The 15,338-nt window shown below is 33.8% G+C and carries 21 protein-coding genes; 4 read left to right on the top strand and 17 right to left on the bottom strand.

Annotation, left to right across the window (positions count from 1 at the left end):
* Positions 1–51: 51 nt before the first annotated feature.
* From ACK1U5_RS00460 to ACK1U5_RS00450, 3 genes are all read right to left on the bottom strand, one after another.
* Positions 52–840: a helix-turn-helix domain-containing protein gene (locus ACK1U5_RS00460; protein ID WP_000505614.1), complete on the bottom strand. Its 789-nt coding sequence runs from the start codon at positions 838–840 to the stop codon at positions 52–54.
* A gap of 267 nt (positions 841–1,107) precedes the next feature.
* Complete coding sequence (locus ACK1U5_RS00455; RefSeq protein ID WP_000582844.1) at positions 1,108–1,668, bottom strand: GNAT family N-acetyltransferase; 561 nt, start codon at positions 1,666–1,668, stop codon at positions 1,108–1,110.
* A complete protein-coding gene (locus ACK1U5_RS00450) occupies positions 1,665–1,868 on the bottom strand; it encodes a hypothetical protein (RefSeq protein WP_000810210.1) in 204 nt (67 codons plus the stop codon). The genes ACK1U5_RS00455 and ACK1U5_RS00450 overlap by 4 nt, the downstream gene beginning before the upstream one ends.
* 152 nt (positions 1,869–2,020) lie before the next feature.
* On the opposite strand from ACK1U5_RS00450, the gene ACK1U5_RS00445 reads away from it, so the two are divergent.
* Together ACK1U5_RS00445 and ACK1U5_RS00440 are read left to right on the top strand one after the other, a co-directional pair.
* Positions 2,021–2,830, top strand: coding sequence for a GNAT family N-acetyltransferase (locus tag ACK1U5_RS00445; protein WP_048568330.1), 810 nt, complete (start codon positions 2,021–2,023; stop codon positions 2,828–2,830).
* Between the two features lie 171 nt (positions 2,831–3,001).
* Positions 3,002–3,205 (top strand): CsbD family protein, encoded by a 204-nt coding sequence (locus ACK1U5_RS00440; RefSeq protein WP_000160423.1) that lies wholly within the window; start codon positions 3,002–3,004, stop codon positions 3,203–3,205.
* A gap of 87 nt (positions 3,206–3,292) precedes the next feature.
* Here ACK1U5_RS00440 and ACK1U5_RS00435 read toward each other — a convergent pair whose 3' ends face one another.
* The 12 genes from ACK1U5_RS00435 to ACK1U5_RS00380 form a co-directional block, all read right to left on the bottom strand.
* Entirely contained in the window at positions 3,293–4,279 is a 987-nt protein-coding gene (locus tag ACK1U5_RS00435) for a HoxN/HupN/NixA family nickel/cobalt transporter (protein ID WP_000265977.1), read from the bottom strand.
* Positions 4,266–4,898 (bottom strand): AmiS/UreI family transporter, encoded by a 633-nt coding sequence (locus ACK1U5_RS00430; protein ID WP_000185993.1) that lies wholly within the window; start codon positions 4,896–4,898, stop codon positions 4,266–4,268. Before ACK1U5_RS00430 ends, ACK1U5_RS00435 begins: the two co-directional genes overlap by 14 nt.
* An 18-nt stretch (positions 4,899–4,916) precedes the next feature.
* Complete coding sequence (locus tag ACK1U5_RS00425) at positions 4,917–5,738, bottom strand: urease accessory protein UreD (protein WP_000841915.1); 822 nt, start codon at positions 5,736–5,738, stop codon at positions 4,917–4,919.
* Positions 5,735–6,352, bottom strand: coding sequence for an urease accessory protein UreG (gene ureG, locus ACK1U5_RS00420; RefSeq protein ID WP_000594928.1), 618 nt, complete (start codon positions 6,350–6,352; stop codon positions 5,735–5,737). Before ureG ends, ACK1U5_RS00425 begins: the two co-directional genes overlap by 4 nt.
* Before the next feature lie 14 nt (positions 6,353–6,366).
* Positions 6,367–7,065, bottom strand: a complete 699-nt coding sequence (locus ACK1U5_RS00415; protein WP_000946573.1) for an urease accessory protein UreF — start codon at positions 7,063–7,065, stop codon at positions 6,367–6,369.
* Positions 7,043–7,498, bottom strand: a complete 456-nt coding sequence (locus ACK1U5_RS00410; protein ID WP_000582805.1) for an urease accessory protein UreE — start codon at positions 7,496–7,498, stop codon at positions 7,043–7,045. Before ACK1U5_RS00410 ends, ACK1U5_RS00415 begins: the two co-directional genes overlap by 23 nt.
* Before the next feature lie 18 nt (positions 7,499–7,516).
* Positions 7,517–9,229 (bottom strand): urease subunit alpha, encoded by a 1,713-nt coding sequence (gene ureC / locus ACK1U5_RS00405; RefSeq protein ID WP_000008664.1) that lies wholly within the window; start codon positions 9,227–9,229, stop codon positions 7,517–7,519.
* Between the two features lies 1 nt (position 9,230).
* Positions 9,231–9,560 (bottom strand): urease subunit beta, encoded by a 330-nt coding sequence (locus ACK1U5_RS00400; protein ID WP_000612160.1) that lies wholly within the window; start codon positions 9,558–9,560, stop codon positions 9,231–9,233.
* Between the two features lie 14 nt (positions 9,561–9,574).
* Positions 9,575–9,877 (bottom strand): urease subunit gamma, encoded by a 303-nt coding sequence (locus tag ACK1U5_RS00395; protein WP_001241328.1) that lies wholly within the window; start codon positions 9,875–9,877, stop codon positions 9,575–9,577.
* Between the two features lie 137 nt (positions 9,878–10,014).
* The gene (locus ACK1U5_RS00390; RefSeq protein ID WP_000981075.1) at positions 10,015–10,263 is read right to left on the bottom strand and encodes a DUF2164 domain-containing protein; all 249 of its coding nucleotides are present in this window, start codon (positions 10,261–10,263) and stop codon (positions 10,015–10,017) included.
* A 19-nt stretch (positions 10,264–10,282) separates the two neighbouring features.
* Positions 10,283–10,735 carry a peptidoglycan recognition protein family protein gene (locus ACK1U5_RS00385; RefSeq protein WP_000404192.1) on the bottom strand — a complete coding sequence of 151 codons (453 nt, stop codon included), beginning with the start codon at positions 10,733–10,735 and terminating at the stop codon, positions 10,283–10,285.
* Between the two features lie 15 nt (positions 10,736–10,750).
* Complete coding sequence (locus ACK1U5_RS00380; protein WP_053078841.1) at positions 10,751–11,572, bottom strand: protein phosphatase 2C domain-containing protein; 822 nt, start codon at positions 11,570–11,572, stop codon at positions 10,751–10,753.
* 126 nt (positions 11,573–11,698) lie between these two features.
* On the opposite strand from ACK1U5_RS00380, the gene ACK1U5_RS00375 reads away from it, so the two are divergent.
* Positions 11,699–12,508, top strand: a complete 810-nt coding sequence (locus tag ACK1U5_RS00375; RefSeq protein ID WP_000251344.1) for a YitT family protein — start codon at positions 11,699–11,701, stop codon at positions 12,506–12,508.
* Positions 12,509–12,527: 19 nt separating this feature from the next.
* Here ACK1U5_RS00375 and ACK1U5_RS00370 read toward each other — a convergent pair whose 3' ends face one another.
* Positions 12,528–12,899 carry a VOC family protein gene (locus tag ACK1U5_RS00370; protein ID WP_000800767.1) on the bottom strand — a complete coding sequence of 124 codons (372 nt, stop codon included), beginning with the start codon at positions 12,897–12,899 and terminating at the stop codon, positions 12,528–12,530.
* Positions 12,900–13,136: 237 nt separating this feature from the next.
* Between ACK1U5_RS00370 and ACK1U5_RS00365 the strand changes: the two genes are divergently transcribed.
* Positions 13,137–14,669 (top strand): BA3702 family sensor histidine kinase, encoded by a 1,533-nt coding sequence (locus ACK1U5_RS00365; RefSeq protein ID WP_048568333.1) that lies wholly within the window; start codon positions 13,137–13,139, stop codon positions 14,667–14,669.
* A gap of 43 nt (positions 14,670–14,712) precedes the next feature.
* On the opposite strand, the gene ACK1U5_RS00360 is transcribed toward ACK1U5_RS00365, so the two are convergent.
* A complete protein-coding gene (locus tag ACK1U5_RS00360) occupies positions 14,713–15,321 on the bottom strand; it encodes an alpha/beta hydrolase (RefSeq protein ID WP_000975483.1) in 609 nt (202 codons plus the stop codon).
* Between the last annotated feature and the right edge of the window lie 17 nt (positions 15,322–15,338).

Below are 15,338 nucleotides of genomic sequence, written 5' to 3'. Positions count from 1 at the left end.
CGATAAAAAACATGTTTTGAATACATTGATTCGAAACATGTTTTTTATCTTTTATAAACTATCTACCTTTTTTCTTACTTTCTTTTTCAGTTTAAAAATAAAACGATTACTGTATTCCTTATTTTCTACTAAAATTCGATATATCTCCCATACTCCTAACACACGAACAAAAAGATAAACTCCGATAGCAATAAGTACAACACAGTACGGATAATACTGAACTAATTCCCCTGAAGTGATATGCTTTTTCTCAAACAAAAACGGGATCGCGCCTGCTGCTATAAAACAAAATCCAACGATCATTACCGCAGCATACTTCTTCTTAATAATCACATATCTTTTTGTCAATTCTTTTAGAAAGTTTTGATCAAATAGTAGTTCTTCCTTTTTCAATACATTGTATCGACTCTCTTCTATCGTTACAGGTGCCATCATTGCTCCAATTCCAAGAACAGCAATGATAATGACAAGAAATGTCGACATTGTTGCATTTTCTTTAAATAATAGATACGGTATTGTAGACAAAATAAGCAAACTAAACCCTAACGCTATATATTTTGAAATCTTTTGTCCGTACACTATATACCCTTCTGCCATTTCCTGACTTACGTAATAGCCATCCACATTTTCATTACTTTGCTCTGCAGTTTCTTTTAATAAATAGTCGAGTGATACTTCAAAAACATTTCCAATCATTATTAACTTCTCAGTTTCAGGAAAACCTTGACCGTTTTCCCATTTACTAACCGCTTGCCTTGTTGTGTTTAATTTTTCAGCTAATGCTTCTTGAGAAAGGCCCTTTTCCTTTCTTAATTTAAAAAGCTTTTCACCAAATCCCATATGTGTGCCCCCCTTTGTTTTCTTACCTAAATTGTATGTAGACATTGCCCTTATCTCTATCTTCCCGGGGTTGCACTTTGTCAACTTACGGTTGCGATTGTGTTATTTAATGGTTTTATAGACGATTTAGCTATTTTCCTTCTATGATTATGGCGTTAATAAACCAAGACCCCTTAACAACCAATTATAATAATTAAAGGTAATTATTGTTATAAAAAATAAAAAAACTCCTTTATTCATTTAAAGGAGTTTTTTATATGAAATATTTCATTTATCCATATATCTTTCTCGAGATATACAATATCTTTTCGTGTCACGATACTTACCTTTAATGAACATATCCTTTTGAATCGTGCACTCGTACTCCATATTCAAACGTTTCATTAATTTTTCAGATGCTTCATTTTCTGAATCACATCCCGCTTCAATACTATTAAGATGCAACTCATGAAAACCATAGTAGAAAAAAGCTAATGCAGCCTCCGTAGCTAATCCTCTTCCCCAATATTTTCGAGATAAGGCGTATGCAATTTCTGCTGTATGTGTGACCAAATCATATTTTATAAATCCACACGTGCCTATAAGTTTCTTCTCCTCTTTTAATACAATTCCAAGAGGTGCTACTTGCCCTTCATTATATTGCCCCACAATTTCTTCTACATAGTTATATGTGTCACATAACGATCGATGAGCATCCCATACAGTAAAAGTTGTCATCTCTTTATCTGTAGCATACTCATATATATGTAAACTATCACTCATATTCATTTTCCTTAACATAAGTCGTTTCGTATACAAAGTTGGATATGACCACTTCTCAATAATCATAAAGGTTTCTGTTTAAACCTTTCATAATTCCTTACCTTTAATAAAAGGATATTCCCACAATCTGTACAAATATAAGCATCCACCGGTGAAGATGTGAACATCGTTTCCTTTTTCCGTATTTGTGCATATCCGACAAACTCACCTTCTCCTATATTTTGAGAACCACAATTAGAGCATGTCTGCACGTCTTTCTGTTTCATGAGAGCACCACCTTTAATCTGTTTCTACTCCCTTCGACAGTTCAATTCCATTTCCCTTCCAAAAAACTTCTTATTCTCCTACATTACAACAGGAATCTCAAAACAAAAATCGTATATATACTATGAAATATATTTATTAACGGAGGAATTTTATGACTACTGTTATGACACTCGATATAGCAACAGAAATTGAAAATGCAGAAATTGATATGCTCTCTTCTAGATTAGAGAGACTACAAACAATAAGCGGAAACCCCATGCAAGTGCAAATGAAAAAATTCGGTAGCGCCACTGCCTTTTCATCAAAAATAATTGCTGGTCCTGCTTTTAATACGGTAAAAGGTATTACAAATGCAGATGCGATTGATGCAATCATTTCTTATTATGAATCACTACAAATCCCTTGTCGTTTTGAAATTACCCCAGCACAAGGTACAACTGAATTATTTCAATACTTATCTCAAAAAGGGTTTTATCAATCTAGCTTCCATACTGCTTTGTATAGTATACCGAGAGAGAGTTCATCACTTCTTCCTTCTAATATTACAATACGAAAACTAAAAGAAAATGAGTTTGATATTTTTGCAGACATTTATGTATGTGGATTTAATATGCCATCCTTTACAAAAGATAGCGTGCGCCAAAATAATGAAATTCTTTACAATGAACCAGGATGGCATTTTTTCATAGCTGAAGTTCAAAATATCCCTGCTGGTATTGGTGTCCTGTATATAAATAAGGGTGTCGCATCATTAGCTGCTTCTGCTACTTTGCCAGAATTTCAGCGTAAAGGCTGTCATACTGCATTAATTCAAAAACGAATTAAGACAGCTATTGAATCCAATTGTACTTTAATAGTTGGACAAGCAAGGTTCGGTAGCGGCAGTCAAAATAACATGGAACGTGCCCACATGAAAATTGCTTATACAAAATCAATATGGACCGCAAGAGACATATTATAATTTACTTTATTTCTCCTTCCGTTACATTTTTAAACATTTTATGACAATTCCTTTTCTATCCTATTAATCATTTGAATATTCCAACTAGATTTGTTACGCTATTACTAGGTACATCATTCAACTTGCACTATGAAAAGAGAATTCTAATCAAACTACAAGGAGGAGAAATGTATGACTAAGCATGAACACGGTTTAAAAGAAAAAGTAGAAGGTGCCATTGATAAGGTAAAAGGCGAAGTAAAAGAAGCTGTTGGGAAAGTAACTGACAATAAGAAATTACAAGCTGAAGGAAAATGGGATAAGGTGAAAGGCACTGCTAAAGATACAGTTGGTAATGTGAAAGAAAAAGTACATGAATATAAGGAACATAAATAATAAAAAACACGTTGGATGAATTTTCATCTAACGTGTTTTTTATTTTACTTTATATACATAATGAACCAAATGACATATGATATATTTTTATTTCTCTATGCTCTTTGTAAGCGGTTCTTTAAAGGCATTTCTATTCCATACAACAAAAACAATAAGAGAAATAATAAAGAATGCAACAAGACATATACCCAGATAATCAAAATTAACTACTTGTATGAGATTCCAAAACGGGCCCTGTAAATTATAGCTTTCAATAAGCAAAGATAATAGTTGATATCCCCCTATTAAAAAAGCCGTAATAACAGATATTGAGGTAATTAATACATTATATGAATTTCTTATTCGACTATTTTCCATTGCCCACTTATAATTCGTATTCATGAATGTACTATCTAATGTATCCATCAATGACATTCCGGCAGCAAACAAAACGGGGAAAGCAAATATACTTACAAGTGGAATAGATTGACTTGTTGCAGTTACTGTAGAAAGAGCAATTAATCCAATTTCACTCGCTGTATCAAAACCAAGTCCAAATAAAAAACCGATTATATACAATTGCTTCTGACTATCAATAAACGTAAATAAGCGCTGTGTGAAACGATATATAAACCCTAAATTTTCTGGCTGTTTGTCCTCGTGGCTTCTCAACACTTTAATAAGGTACAACAGATTGGTAAGACCAATAATGATAAGGAATGTACTAGAAACGATTGTACCGATAATACCGCCTATAGTTGAAAAGCTCTCCATTCCATGTTTTGCCGTTTTTCCAATTAAAGCAATTAATACAATCATCGCAAATACTACCGTAGAGTGTCCTAATGAGAAGTAAAATCCCACCCCCTGTGAGTTTTTACCTTTTTCAATTAATTTCCGAACAGTATTATCAATTGCGACAATATGATCACTATCAAACGCATGACGCAACCCTAAAGAATATGCAATAATAGCCATTCCGATTATGCTATTACCTTTATATAGCGCCGGTAATAATAATAAAATTCCAAGCACATGAAGAAATATAATAATAACAAAAAAGTTGGTTGCCTTTTTCAGTTCACTTTTCCACATAGTTACTAACCCTTTCTACTTTAAATTGAATACTCTTGAAAAAGAAAAGTGCCATAATAAAAACTAAAATCGTTATAATAGTCGCTAAAATAATTACAAAATTATTTAACACGTCGGTATGATTTGTAAGTGTTAACAGAGCTGGTACTGTTGCAGTAATCCAAGATTCAATGAAGCAAACAATACCTACATAAATATGAATCTTCTTTTTCAATCCATCTTGTAGGAAAAATAAAAACCAAAGGAATGCCCAAAAGAACCAAATTATTGTACTTTGCAAACTACCACTCTCATGTAATTGATTCACAATTCCCATAACCGTTGCAATGATAGCAACCCAAAGAGAATAGTAACCTACACCTGAAGAATCAAGTTTTAATATATTCGTAAGACCAACATATAAATAAGTAAAACCAAATAAAAAAATAGTTCCATTAGATAGGATAGTCCACTCATCGGATTGACTTCCTGTAAATAATAAATATAATGGTGTCAAAGTTTGTAATGCCCCTACAAATAAATTAAAGTATCCTACACTTTTGCTATCAATAAGTTTAAAAGCTGCTAGTGAATTCATAAATAGAACTGCACCGACAAACAATAATCCCACATTAGTCATAGTATCCCCTTCTCCTACTTAATATTTTCGATAGGATGTTAATTCTTCATGTAGACAATTCTCTCTAACAAAACGATGACACTGAAAAAATATAGACTCCATATCCTCAGTATTATGACTAAGTATGCGAATGACAAAGCCTTTACATGGTGTAGAAGATATTCCAATTTTCATATTGTTAGTGTTAGAAAGTGATGTTTTCAATGTTGCAATTAAATCATTTGTAATGTTCTCATTAATAACTATGAAAGTACCATAATGGGAATATTGATTTAATATTCCCATTTGATCTAACGACTCTTTGAAAGGGTTTAGCAATAAATGATCGTATACTACAAGTTTATTTTCCATATATATTTTTGTTAACGAATCAAAATATTGGTATGTGAACTTCTCCATATTTGGCGACCAACCAGGCGTAACTGAATCGCATAAAATCAATGTAGAATTATTTTGCATATATATATTTGTTTTTTGCTTATATGCTGCATCCTTGTACATAATTAACGGGTCTGGTAAATACTCCATAACAGCATTCTCACCAATATAAAAATTCAATTCTTGCAAAGCATAACTATTTGGAGTCTTGTAAACTTTCGTTGCTGATTGGCTTGTTATATATGTTTTCGCATCTTTACCAACATTTATATTTATAGAATAGAAATCTCCTTTTAAATAGCCTCCACCAGAATTCATAATATAGTAATATGCTCTACCATACTCATCCAAATATATTGGCTGCGTTACTTTTAAGGCATCTTTATGATAAACCTTAATAGGTACGGTTTTATGTCTCTTTTCCATCATATCAATGTTTAAGACACCTGTAGGGGATTTCATTTTTTCAGTCCTTCTAACATAATGTTCTGTCTCATCCAATTTATTAATTCTTGTAAACCTTCCTCATCCTTCAAATTTGTAAAAAAGTATGGTTTATTATGTCGGTAATTTTTCGTATCCTGCTCCATAACTCCAAGATTAGCTCCTACATAAGGTGCCAAATCCGTTTTATTAATTACAAATACATCAGATTTGATCATTCCTTGTCCACCTTTACGCGGAATCTTTTCTCCCTGTGCCACATCAATAATATAAATTGAAAAATCCACTAGCTCCGGACTAAATGTGGCAGCTAAATTATCACCCCCGCTTTCAATAAAAATAATATCTAAATTATTATGTCTAATCATGAGTTCTTCAATTGCTTCAAAATTCATAGAAGCGTCCTCTCGAATTGCTGTATGCGGGCACCCCCCTGTCTCTACACCAATAATTCTATCTTCTGATAAAACACCTGTTTTCAATAAAATCTTTGCATCTTCTTTCGTATAAATATCGTTTGTAATTGCTGCAATTTCATAATCTGTATTTAGATGTTTTGTTAACTTTTCAACTAACATGGTTTTCCCAGCACCTACGGGGCCACCGATACCAATTTTAATAGGCTTTATCATTTTATTCTTCCTCCCTATGACATGAAGACCCTTACATTTACATCTTCATGTTGCATTTGATTTATTTCGAATTCAGGATCATTCAATCCAAAATCTTCTAATGAAAGTATTTGAATTCTATCAATAGATTCGCAGATTAATTCATGGCATTCTTGTAATAGTTTTTGACCATCTGTTTGTCCAAGAGGAATGGCTCTCACACCGTTTTGAATTATACTTCCAACACTTGAGTATAAGAAAACTAAGAGCGTTTCTTCTATTGTCATTTTCAATTCCGCCCCTAATATTCCGTATACAATACTCGGATGACCTTGTAATTTATTACCCATAATATTTTCTTTATATATATTTAAATTTACAAACGAGAACAATTCACACAATAATTTAGAAGTACTTTTACTAATCATTCTATTTGCTTTTCTACATTCAAAAGGCAATGTTTGTGCTGTTATTAAATCATCTAAAAATGTAATTTGTTCTCCCTCATTATTCTTAATGGCTTCGTAAGTATATTTGCAAATTAAGCCGTCCGTGTATGTTAATTGGACTTTTACATATCGATTAACCCATTTGAAAAACCCGTCTTTATTTGTAACTTGTCCCTCTTGAATAAATGTTTCTAATCCAAAAGAGTGACTAAAACTTCCTGTTGGGAAGTTCGAATCACTAATTTGGAGTAGGTTAAGTAGGTTAAATATGTTTGTGCGAAGCATGCTTGAACGGTTTTGGTAATACTCTATTTTCCTTTTGATAAGGAACACCTTCCTTTTTAAGTAAATCTTCTACTAAGTAGTCGTTCGCCAAAATCATGCACCCTTCATCGAATTGTGCTGGTAAATGTCTATTCCCTAAGTTATGAGCAATAATCCCCATTTCTTTTATTGATTTTGGAGTAATTACAATTACCTCTTCTGGTAATACTTCAATATACACAATTCGATTTTCATCTTCATATAAAATATCACCGTTCTTTAATGTTTCTCCACTATCTAAAGACACCCCAATTTCAAAACCAGATTCTGAATATAATTTCTGAACTCTCTTCAGTAAAAGCTCACTAGAAATTAATATCTTATCAAGATGCTTTTTTGTGTTTGAGAAATCATTCATATTGCATACGTTGTTATTAATTTTTTCAATAATCATTTTATCTCCCCCGTTATATCAAAATAAAAAATATCTTTGAGCCATAGGTAGTACATCTACTGCTTCACACGTGATTACTTGTCCATCAACTTTAACTTCATATGTCTGCGGATCTACTTCAATTTCTGGTGTTGCATTATTTAGCTTCATATCTTGCTTCGAAATCTCTCTCGTATTTTTAACAGGTAATACAACTTTATTTAAACCTAATTTTTCTTTAATATTATTCTCATAAGCTACTTTCGATACAAATGTAATCGAACTTGACTGTACTGCTTTTCCATATGCACCAAACATCTTTTTTTCATAATATGGTTGTGGGGTAGGAATTGAAGCATTCTCGTCTCCCATTAATGCCATCACTACCATTCCGTTTTTCAAAACCATATCTGGCTTAACACCGAAAAATTGTGGATCCCATATTACAAGGTCTGCATACTTTCCTATTTCAATAGAGCCCACGTATTCTGAAATCCCATGTGTAATAGCTGGATTAATTGTATACTTAGCTATATAACGTTGAATTCTATTATTATCGTTATATTCTTTATCTCCCTCTAAACTACCAATCTGCTTTTTCATTTTATCGGCGGTTTGCCAATTGCGAATAATAACCTCTCCAACCCTTCCCATCGCCTGTGAGTCAGAGCTAATCATGCTGAAAACCCCTAAATCTTGCAAAATATCCTCTGCCGCGATTGTTTCTTTTCGAATCCTTGAATCTGCAAACATTACATCTTCTGGAATATTCGCTTTTAAATGATGACATACCATGAGCATATCTAAATGTTCATCCAGCGTATTCACTGTATATGGCAAGGTCGGGTTCGTTGATGATGGTAAAATATTATTCAGCGCAGCAATCTTTATAATATCTGGTGCATGCCCACCTCCAGCTCCTTCAGTGTGGTACGTATGAATAACACGATTATCAATAGCTTTTATCGTTTCTTCCACAAAACCACATTCGTTTAACGTATCCGTATGAATAGCGACTTGAATATCATATTTATCAGCAATCTGTAACGAGTGATTAATTGCTGACGAAGTTGCTCCCCAATCTTCATGGATTTTCAATCCGATAGCCCCTGCAAATATTTGTTCTTCCAGGGCAGGTAAACTTGAACTATTTCCTTTCCCTAAAAATCCAAGATTTATAGGAAAAGCTTCTGCTGCTTCTAGCATTTTCCTTAAATTCCAAGATCCAGGTGTTATTGTAGTTGCCTTAGTCCCTTCTGCCGGTCCTGTTCCCCCACCAATTAAAGTTGTTATACCTGAAGCCAATGCCGTATCAATTTGTTGTGGGGATATGAAATGCACATGTGTATCAATACCTCCAGCTGTAACGATTTTCCGCTCACCAGAAATTACTTCCGTTGATGTTCCAATGATGATATCAATATTATCCATAACTGAAGGATTACCACTCTTACCAATTGCTGAAATCTTCCCATCTTTTATACCAATATCCGCTTTATATACTCCCGTATAATCAATAATAATTGCATTCGTAATAACAACATCCACAACCCCCTGTTCTCTTGTAAGTTGTGAATTTTGTCCCATACCATCCCTAATTGATTTTCCTCCACCAAAGACAGCTTCATCACCATATACAGTGGCATTTCGATCAACATGTGCGAATAATTGTGTATCCGCTAAACGAATAGAATCTCCTGTAGTTGGACCATATAAATCAGCATATTGTTTACGTGACATCTTAAAACTCATGCTATCTCCCTCTTTTTGTGTAAGATTGAATATCGCCATCCACTTTATTTTTAAATCCATATACTTCTTGTTCCCCTGAATATGGAACTAGTTCAATCGTTTTTTCATCTCCAGGCTCAAATCTTACCGCTGTACCTGCTGGAATATTTAAATGTTGTCCAATTGCTACACTGCGATTGAATTTTAACGCCTCATTCACTTCATAAAAGTGGTAATGAGATCCAATTTGAATGGGTCTATCTCCCTGATTTATCACTTTGACTTTCATTGCTTTTTTATTTCCATTACATACTATGTCTTCTTTCGCAAGGATATATTGCCCTGGAATCATAACATTCACTTCCTTTAATGAATTGGCTGATGAATAGTTACTAATTTTGTTCCATCAGGAAAAGTTGCCTCAACTTGAATATCTGATATCATGTCTGCAATACCATCCATAACATCTTCAGCACTTAAAATGGTTTTTCCAAGTTCCATTAATTCCGCTACATTTTTACCATCTCTTGCTCCTTCCAAAATTTCATACGTAATAATAGCGATACTTTCTGGATAGTTTAACTTAAGCCCCCTCTCCTTTCGTCGATAAGCTAAATCAGCCGCAACAACTACTAGCAGTTTATCAATTTCTCTTGGCGTTAATCTCATTACAATCTTCCTTTCTGAAGTATTTTAAAACTAAGAATATTCTAAAAATAAAAGGTGTATTTTCAATGTCTTTTCCGTGTTTTCCCTATGTTTTTTTGCTATCAATCAAATAAAAAAAGAGCCCATCGGCTCTTTTTTTATTTTCCTTCATTCTTCTCTAACACGTATAAATCTTCTTCGATATTCGTTAATTTCTCACTTACAAGCTTTCTTGCATCTCCAATTGCTTGATTGTATGCAAATGGTCCAACTAATTTAACCATTTCTTCTATTAAACGCTCTGCTTGGAAACGTCCAATTTCATCTAAATCTTCTTCAACGAAAAATTGCTGAATTTGCGCTACAAGTTCTTCTTTTTTATCATTTGGTATTTTTATATTCATCATCGTTGTTACTCCTCTATATTTAAGATAATATCTTCCTTAACTCTACCATAGAAAAACGATTACCAGGACAGCTTTTTGTAACTCCTTCTAACTCCCTATGACCTAGTATATTTTCTTTCTTTATAGCAAATTGCTTCATAAACATTTTGCATAAAGAATATAATGCATTTACTTGTGCAGGAGTTGGATCGTATTTATCGAAATTTCCCGTCATACATATTCCAATTGTATGGCGGTTATGGTCTTTCGCGTGCGCTCCAATATGTAAACCTCGCCCTTCCACTACAGTTCCGTCCTTTTCGATAAAATAGTTGTAACCAATCCCGCTCCACCCTCTTACAGTTTGATGAAATTCATGCGTTTTATACACGTCCCATCCATCTTCAGCTGTATGGTGGATAATCAGTTGATTTACTTTTTCTAAAGGAACTAATTCATCTTGAAATGTTAGATTGACATATTTAATTTCCATTTGAACTGCCTCCTCTTAAAAATCAATCATAATAATCGTTTTATCATCTGGCCTTATTCTCTTTTCCGCTTCTAGCTCTTCAATGATTGCTACATATTCGTTTATACTATTCTTTCTTATATATGCAACAGTTTGTTCTAATGACCAATCTGGGTGGAATAACCCGTCTGAACAAATAAAAATTCCACTCACTTCATCTATATGTAATTCACCATGTTGTAAATAATGTATCGCTTCTTTCATTCCATTTGCAACTGAGTAACCATTTGGCATATTTGCAAGATAACGATTGTACTTTAATTGTTCTCGAACATCTTGAAAAACAGGTTCTTCCGGCACAGATAAACCTTTCTTACGATCTTCTTCCCTCTTCCTTTTTGCTCGTTTACTAATTCCTTCAACTGTGTCTTTCGTTAATACTTGCATCGTTCCATTTTGAAAAGTTGCGACAATCATACAGTCCCCAAGCTGCGCATATTCAATTTTCTCACCAACTATTTGAACTGCCGCGATACATGTGCACCACAAATGCTCTTTTTTTCTCGTGTCTACTTCATATTCTAACATTTTGCTTTGTAATGCTTCATTTGCTTTGGCAACTGCAAATTGTAAACTATGATTCTCTCGTAATGCAGTAAAATAATTTGCAAATAAATGCGAAGCGATGTATGCTCCATTATGTCCATTTTCATCACGAAACGGGACAAGTGGTGTTGCACCGTCACATACACCATAAATCTTTTTATCTTTATTACAAAAATAAGAATCCTCACATTCTTGCTTCAACGGGCTTTTCTGTTGATATGTTTTTATCTTCACAACTGTATCCCCTTTCAAATGATAAAATACTCAAATTCTTTCGATTAATCTAATTTACCAAAATAAACTGTTTTTACCCAAAACTTTCAATATCATATATAATCTTGAAATAATATGAATTTTTCAGTGAAGGACGGGAAAGAAATGGTCAGATTCCTTGGTGTTATTATCGGTTCTATTATTATTGCGGTTGCCTTTAATCTTTTCCTTATCCCCCACAAAATTTTAAGTAGTGGAATTGGCGGAATTGCTATTATTTTAGGGATTGTAACCCCTGTAAACACAGGCATTATTAACTTTGTATTAAACTTACCTATCCTTATTTTAGGGTACATAGGTCTTGGAAAAAAAGTAATTTTTAACACAGTTGTCTCTGTAGTTGTATTATCTGTTGCATTATACTACGTTCCAGTAAAAGTCGTAGCAACAGATCCATTGTTATCTTCTATCTTCGGAGGTGTCATCGCCGGAGCTGGTATTGGTCTTGTTTTTAACTGTAATGGATCCACTGGTGGATTTGATATTATCGGTATGCTTTTATCCCGCAAGCGAGACATTAAACTTGGCGGATTCCTTATTATTTTAAATGCAGTCGTTGTAATAATCGCAGGATTCTTCTTCACCTGGGATGTTGCACTTACAAGCTTACTTTCAATTTATGTAACTGGTAAAGTAATTGATGCTGTTCATACAAAACATCGTAAAGTTACACTTATGATTGTAACAAATGAAGCAGAAAAAATGAAAAAACAGCTTCTTTCAACTGTTGTACGTGGAATAACGTTACTTGATGGCGAAGGCGCTTATTCAAGCGAGAAAAAGCGTGTACTTATGACGGTCGTTTCTCGTGAAGAATTAGCAAGTATGAAACTTACAATTTCTGAAATTGACCCGAATGCATTCGTTAATATTACAGAAACTGTAGAAGTGTTAGGACTTTTCAGAAGAAGTTAAAGACTAGGTGGGAATACACCTAGTCTTTATTTTGCATAAATTCAATTCTGTTTCCAAACGGGTCTGATACGTAAAATCGAATTACATCTGGCCGTGCATAATCATCAATCACTTTTACACCTTGCTCTATAAGTGTTTGCTTAAATTCATTAATTTCATTCACATAAAAAGCTGGATGAGCCTTTTTAGCTGGTGTAAAGTTCCGCTCGACACCAATATGGATTTCTTGATTTCCACATTTAAACCAACATCCACCTCGTTTTTTCAACTCTTCTGGCTTTGGAATTTCTACCATACCAATTTTATTCCCATAAAAATCACGCGCCTCTTCTTCACACTCTACAGGTGCAGCTACTTGCACGTGATCAATCCCTTGAATATAATTTTTCATTTTCTCTCCCCCTCCTCTACCCTAATGTTATACGGAAAACAGCCGTCTGTAACTTACAAAAGGGTTATAAAACAATATAAGCTCCCCTTATTACCATCCTGCATTCACTTTGCAAAAAAAATAAAAAAACAAAATTTATTCTATAACTTCCATTTTTTATAGAAATACACATCACATCTATATTATAGTTATGAATAGACAAATCTTTTTAGATGCTATTTGTACGGAGGAACTATTATGAGTCGTAAAAAATATTCACCAACTCAAAAAAAACGTCATCCGAACATTTCTAGACGTTTGCGAAACCATATACAAGATCGTTCATTAACAGAAATGTACGCATCTCTGTTCGAACATAATCCTGATAGTATTATTTCATTAAACTTAGAAGGAGTTATTCTACATATAAATCCTTCTGCCGAAAGAATATTAGGTTACACTTCTTTAGAATTAGAACAGAAAAATATTACCTCTATTTTAGGAGCCCATATTTCTGAGCAAGTATTACAAAATATAAAGAATACTGAAGCGGATAATCAACAAGAGTATATCTTATCTATTTATCATAAAAATGGATTCTTATTAGATGTTGTGACAAAACTAGTTCCTATTTTTGTTCAAAATCGTCTTACTGGTGTATACGCTATTATGAAGCCACTTGAAAAATCAGAAAGAATTGAGAATATGCTAAAAGAAAGTGAGAAGAGATTACGTACATTAGTAAACTCCATGCCTGCGTTTGTTATATTTAAAGATCATGAAGGGCGCTGGCTTGAGGCAAATGACTACGCACTTTCTTGCTTCAACTTCCATCATGTACCTTACCACGGGAAAAAAGATAGCGAACTCATTCAATATAATGAAGCATACCGAGAAGCTTTTTTACATTGTGAAGAAGTCGATGAACTAGCATGGCAACAAAGACAAATTCTTCATGGCGAGGAATTTATTATACATAGAGATGATTTCGATTTAATCTTAAGTATATCAAAAGTTCCGCTTTATCATCCTGATGGTTCTCGCAAAGGTCTTATCGTGATGGGGAGAGATGTTACTGAGCTAAAAGAAACTGAAAAGTTACTACGAAAATCTGAGAAGCTCGCAGTAGTCGGACAACTGACAGCTGGAATTGCCCATGAAATTCGGAATCCACTCACTTCCCTAAAGGGTTTTCTAACATTGCTCCTCCCTGAAATAAATGAGGAGCAAAAATGGTATATCGATGTTATGTTAAGTGAGATTTCACAAATGGAATCCATCACGAGTCAATTTATGGCGATGTCTAAGCCACAAGTATTATCTATCCAAACTTGTAACATACAAACTTTAATTGAAGAGGTAGTTACATTTATTTTGCCGACTGCAATTATGCATAGCGTTCATATCATCATGGATCATTTTGATTACGTATATGATATTCAATGTGATGGTAACCAATTAAAACAAGTTTTTATAAACATATTAAAAAATGCGATAGAAGCGATGCCAAATGGCGGAAATATTTTCATCCAAACAAAACCATTAGAGGATAATTTCATCTTAATACGAATTATCGATGAAGGTTGTGGCATTCCAGAAGATCGTATCTCCCGTCTAGGCGAACCTTTTTATAGTTTAAAAGAAAAAGGCACAGGACTAGGATTAATGATGTGTTACAAAATAATTGAAGAACATCATGGTAAATTACACATTTCAAGCGAATTAAATAAAGGTACAGTTGTTGATATTGAGCTACCACTTTCTTCATCTCATCTTGCAATCCAGTCTTAAATAAAAAAGAAGCATCTGCTAATCGTTAGCAGATGCTTCTTTTTTAAAATACTTTGTCATACCACTCTTTTGCTTTTTCTACTTCACCCATCGTTAATTGATGCCCTCGATTTTCCCAATGCATTGTTACATTCGCGTTTGCATTTTCTAATAGTATCTTCAATTCCTCTGACTCTGCTGATGAACAAATTGGGTCATTTGTCCCAGCAGCAATAAACACAAATTTACCTGCTAAATTTGCTAATTGCATTCCTCTTCTTGGTACCATTGGGTGATGAAGCACAGCACCTTTCAATGCATTTTCGTAATGGAATAATAAGCTTGCTGCGATATTTGCCCCATTCGAATAACCGATAGCTACAATGTTATTTCTATCGAATTTATATTCTTTAGCCGCTTCATCTAAAAATTCATTTAATTCCTTCGTACGGAAAATTAAATCCTCTTCATCAAAAATGCCCTCTGCTAATCGGCGGAAGAAACGCGGCATCCCATTCTCTAACACATTTCCCCTAACGCTTAATACCGACGCTTCCGGATCAACTATTTCTGCAAGTGGTAGTAAATCTAATTCATTACCACCTGTGCCATGAAGTAATAACAACACTGGTTTTGACGTATCTTTTCCTTTTTGAAAAACATGTTTCATCATAATCCTTTTCCCCCTTC

Source organism: Bacillus sp. XB1 (genome assembly GCF_053557995.1).
Note: the sequence above shows the minus strand (reverse complement) of the source record. Positions and strands in the feature narration are given on the sequence as shown.

What these genes read in the sequence shown, in the direction of transcription:
- ACK1U5_RS00460 (WP_000505614.1), bottom strand. Translation starts at nt 840, where the DNA reads ATGGGATTTGGTGAAAAGCTTTTTAAATTAAGAAAGGAAAAGGGCCTT.
- ACK1U5_RS00455 (WP_000582844.1), bottom strand. Translation starts at nt 1,668, where the DNA reads ATGATTATTGAGAAGTGGTCATATCCAACTTTGTATACGAAACGACTT.
- ACK1U5_RS00450 (WP_000810210.1), bottom strand. Translation starts at nt 1,868, where the DNA reads ATGAAACAGAAAGACGTGCAGACATGCTCTAATTGTGGTTCTCAAAAT.
- ACK1U5_RS00445 (WP_048568330.1), top strand. Translation starts at nt 2,021, where the DNA reads ATGACTACTGTTATGACACTCGATATAGCAACAGAAATTGAAAATGCA.
- ACK1U5_RS00440 (WP_000160423.1), top strand. Translation starts at nt 3,002, where the DNA reads ATGACTAAGCATGAACACGGTTTAAAAGAAAAAGTAGAAGGTGCCATT.
- ACK1U5_RS00435 (WP_000265977.1), bottom strand. Translation starts at nt 4,279, where the DNA reads ATGTGGAAAAGTGAACTGAAAAAGGCAACCAACTTTTTTGTTATTATT.
- ACK1U5_RS00430 (WP_000185993.1), bottom strand. Translation starts at nt 4,898, where the DNA reads ATGACTAATGTGGGATTATTGTTTGTCGGTGCAGTTCTATTTATGAAT.
- ACK1U5_RS00425 (WP_000841915.1), bottom strand. Translation starts at nt 5,738, where the DNA reads ATGAAATCCCCTACAGGTGTCTTAAACATTGATATGATGGAAAAGAGA.
- ureG (WP_000594928.1), bottom strand. Translation starts at nt 6,352, where the DNA reads ATGATAAAGCCTATTAAAATTGGTATCGGTGGCCCCGTAGGTGCTGGG.
- ACK1U5_RS00415 (WP_000946573.1), bottom strand. Translation starts at nt 7,065, where the DNA reads ATGCTTCGCACAAACATATTTAACCTACTTAACCTACTCCAAATTAGT.
- ACK1U5_RS00410 (WP_000582805.1), bottom strand. Translation starts at nt 7,498, where the DNA reads ATGATTATTGAAAAAATTAATAACAACGTATGCAATATGAATGATTTC.
- ureC (WP_000008664.1), bottom strand. Translation starts at nt 9,229, where the DNA reads ATGAGTTTTAAGATGTCACGTAAACAATATGCTGATTTATATGGTCCA.
- ACK1U5_RS00400 (WP_000612160.1), bottom strand. Translation starts at nt 9,560, where the DNA reads ATGATTCCAGGGCAATATATCCTTGCGAAAGAAGACATAGTATGTAAT.
- ACK1U5_RS00395 (WP_001241328.1), bottom strand. Translation starts at nt 9,877, where the DNA reads ATGAGATTAACGCCAAGAGAAATTGATAAACTGCTAGTAGTTGTTGCG.
- ACK1U5_RS00390 (WP_000981075.1), bottom strand. Translation starts at nt 10,263, where the DNA reads ATGATGAATATAAAAATACCAAATGATAAAAAAGAAGAACTTGTAGCG.
- ACK1U5_RS00385 (WP_000404192.1), bottom strand. Translation starts at nt 10,735, where the DNA reads ATGGAAATTAAATATGTCAATCTAACATTTCAAGATGAATTAGTTCCT.
- ACK1U5_RS00375 (WP_000251344.1), top strand. Translation starts at nt 11,699, where the DNA reads ATGGTCAGATTCCTTGGTGTTATTATCGGTTCTATTATTATTGCGGTT.
- ACK1U5_RS00370 (WP_000800767.1), bottom strand. Translation starts at nt 12,899, where the DNA reads ATGAAAAATTATATTCAAGGGATTGATCACGTGCAAGTAGCTGCACCT.
- ACK1U5_RS00365 (WP_048568333.1), top strand. Translation starts at nt 13,137, where the DNA reads ATGAGTCGTAAAAAATATTCACCAACTCAAAAAAAACGTCATCCGAAC.
- ACK1U5_RS00360 (WP_000975483.1), bottom strand. Translation starts at nt 15,321, where the DNA reads ATGATGAAACATGTTTTTCAAAAAGGAAAAGATACGTCAAAACCAGTG.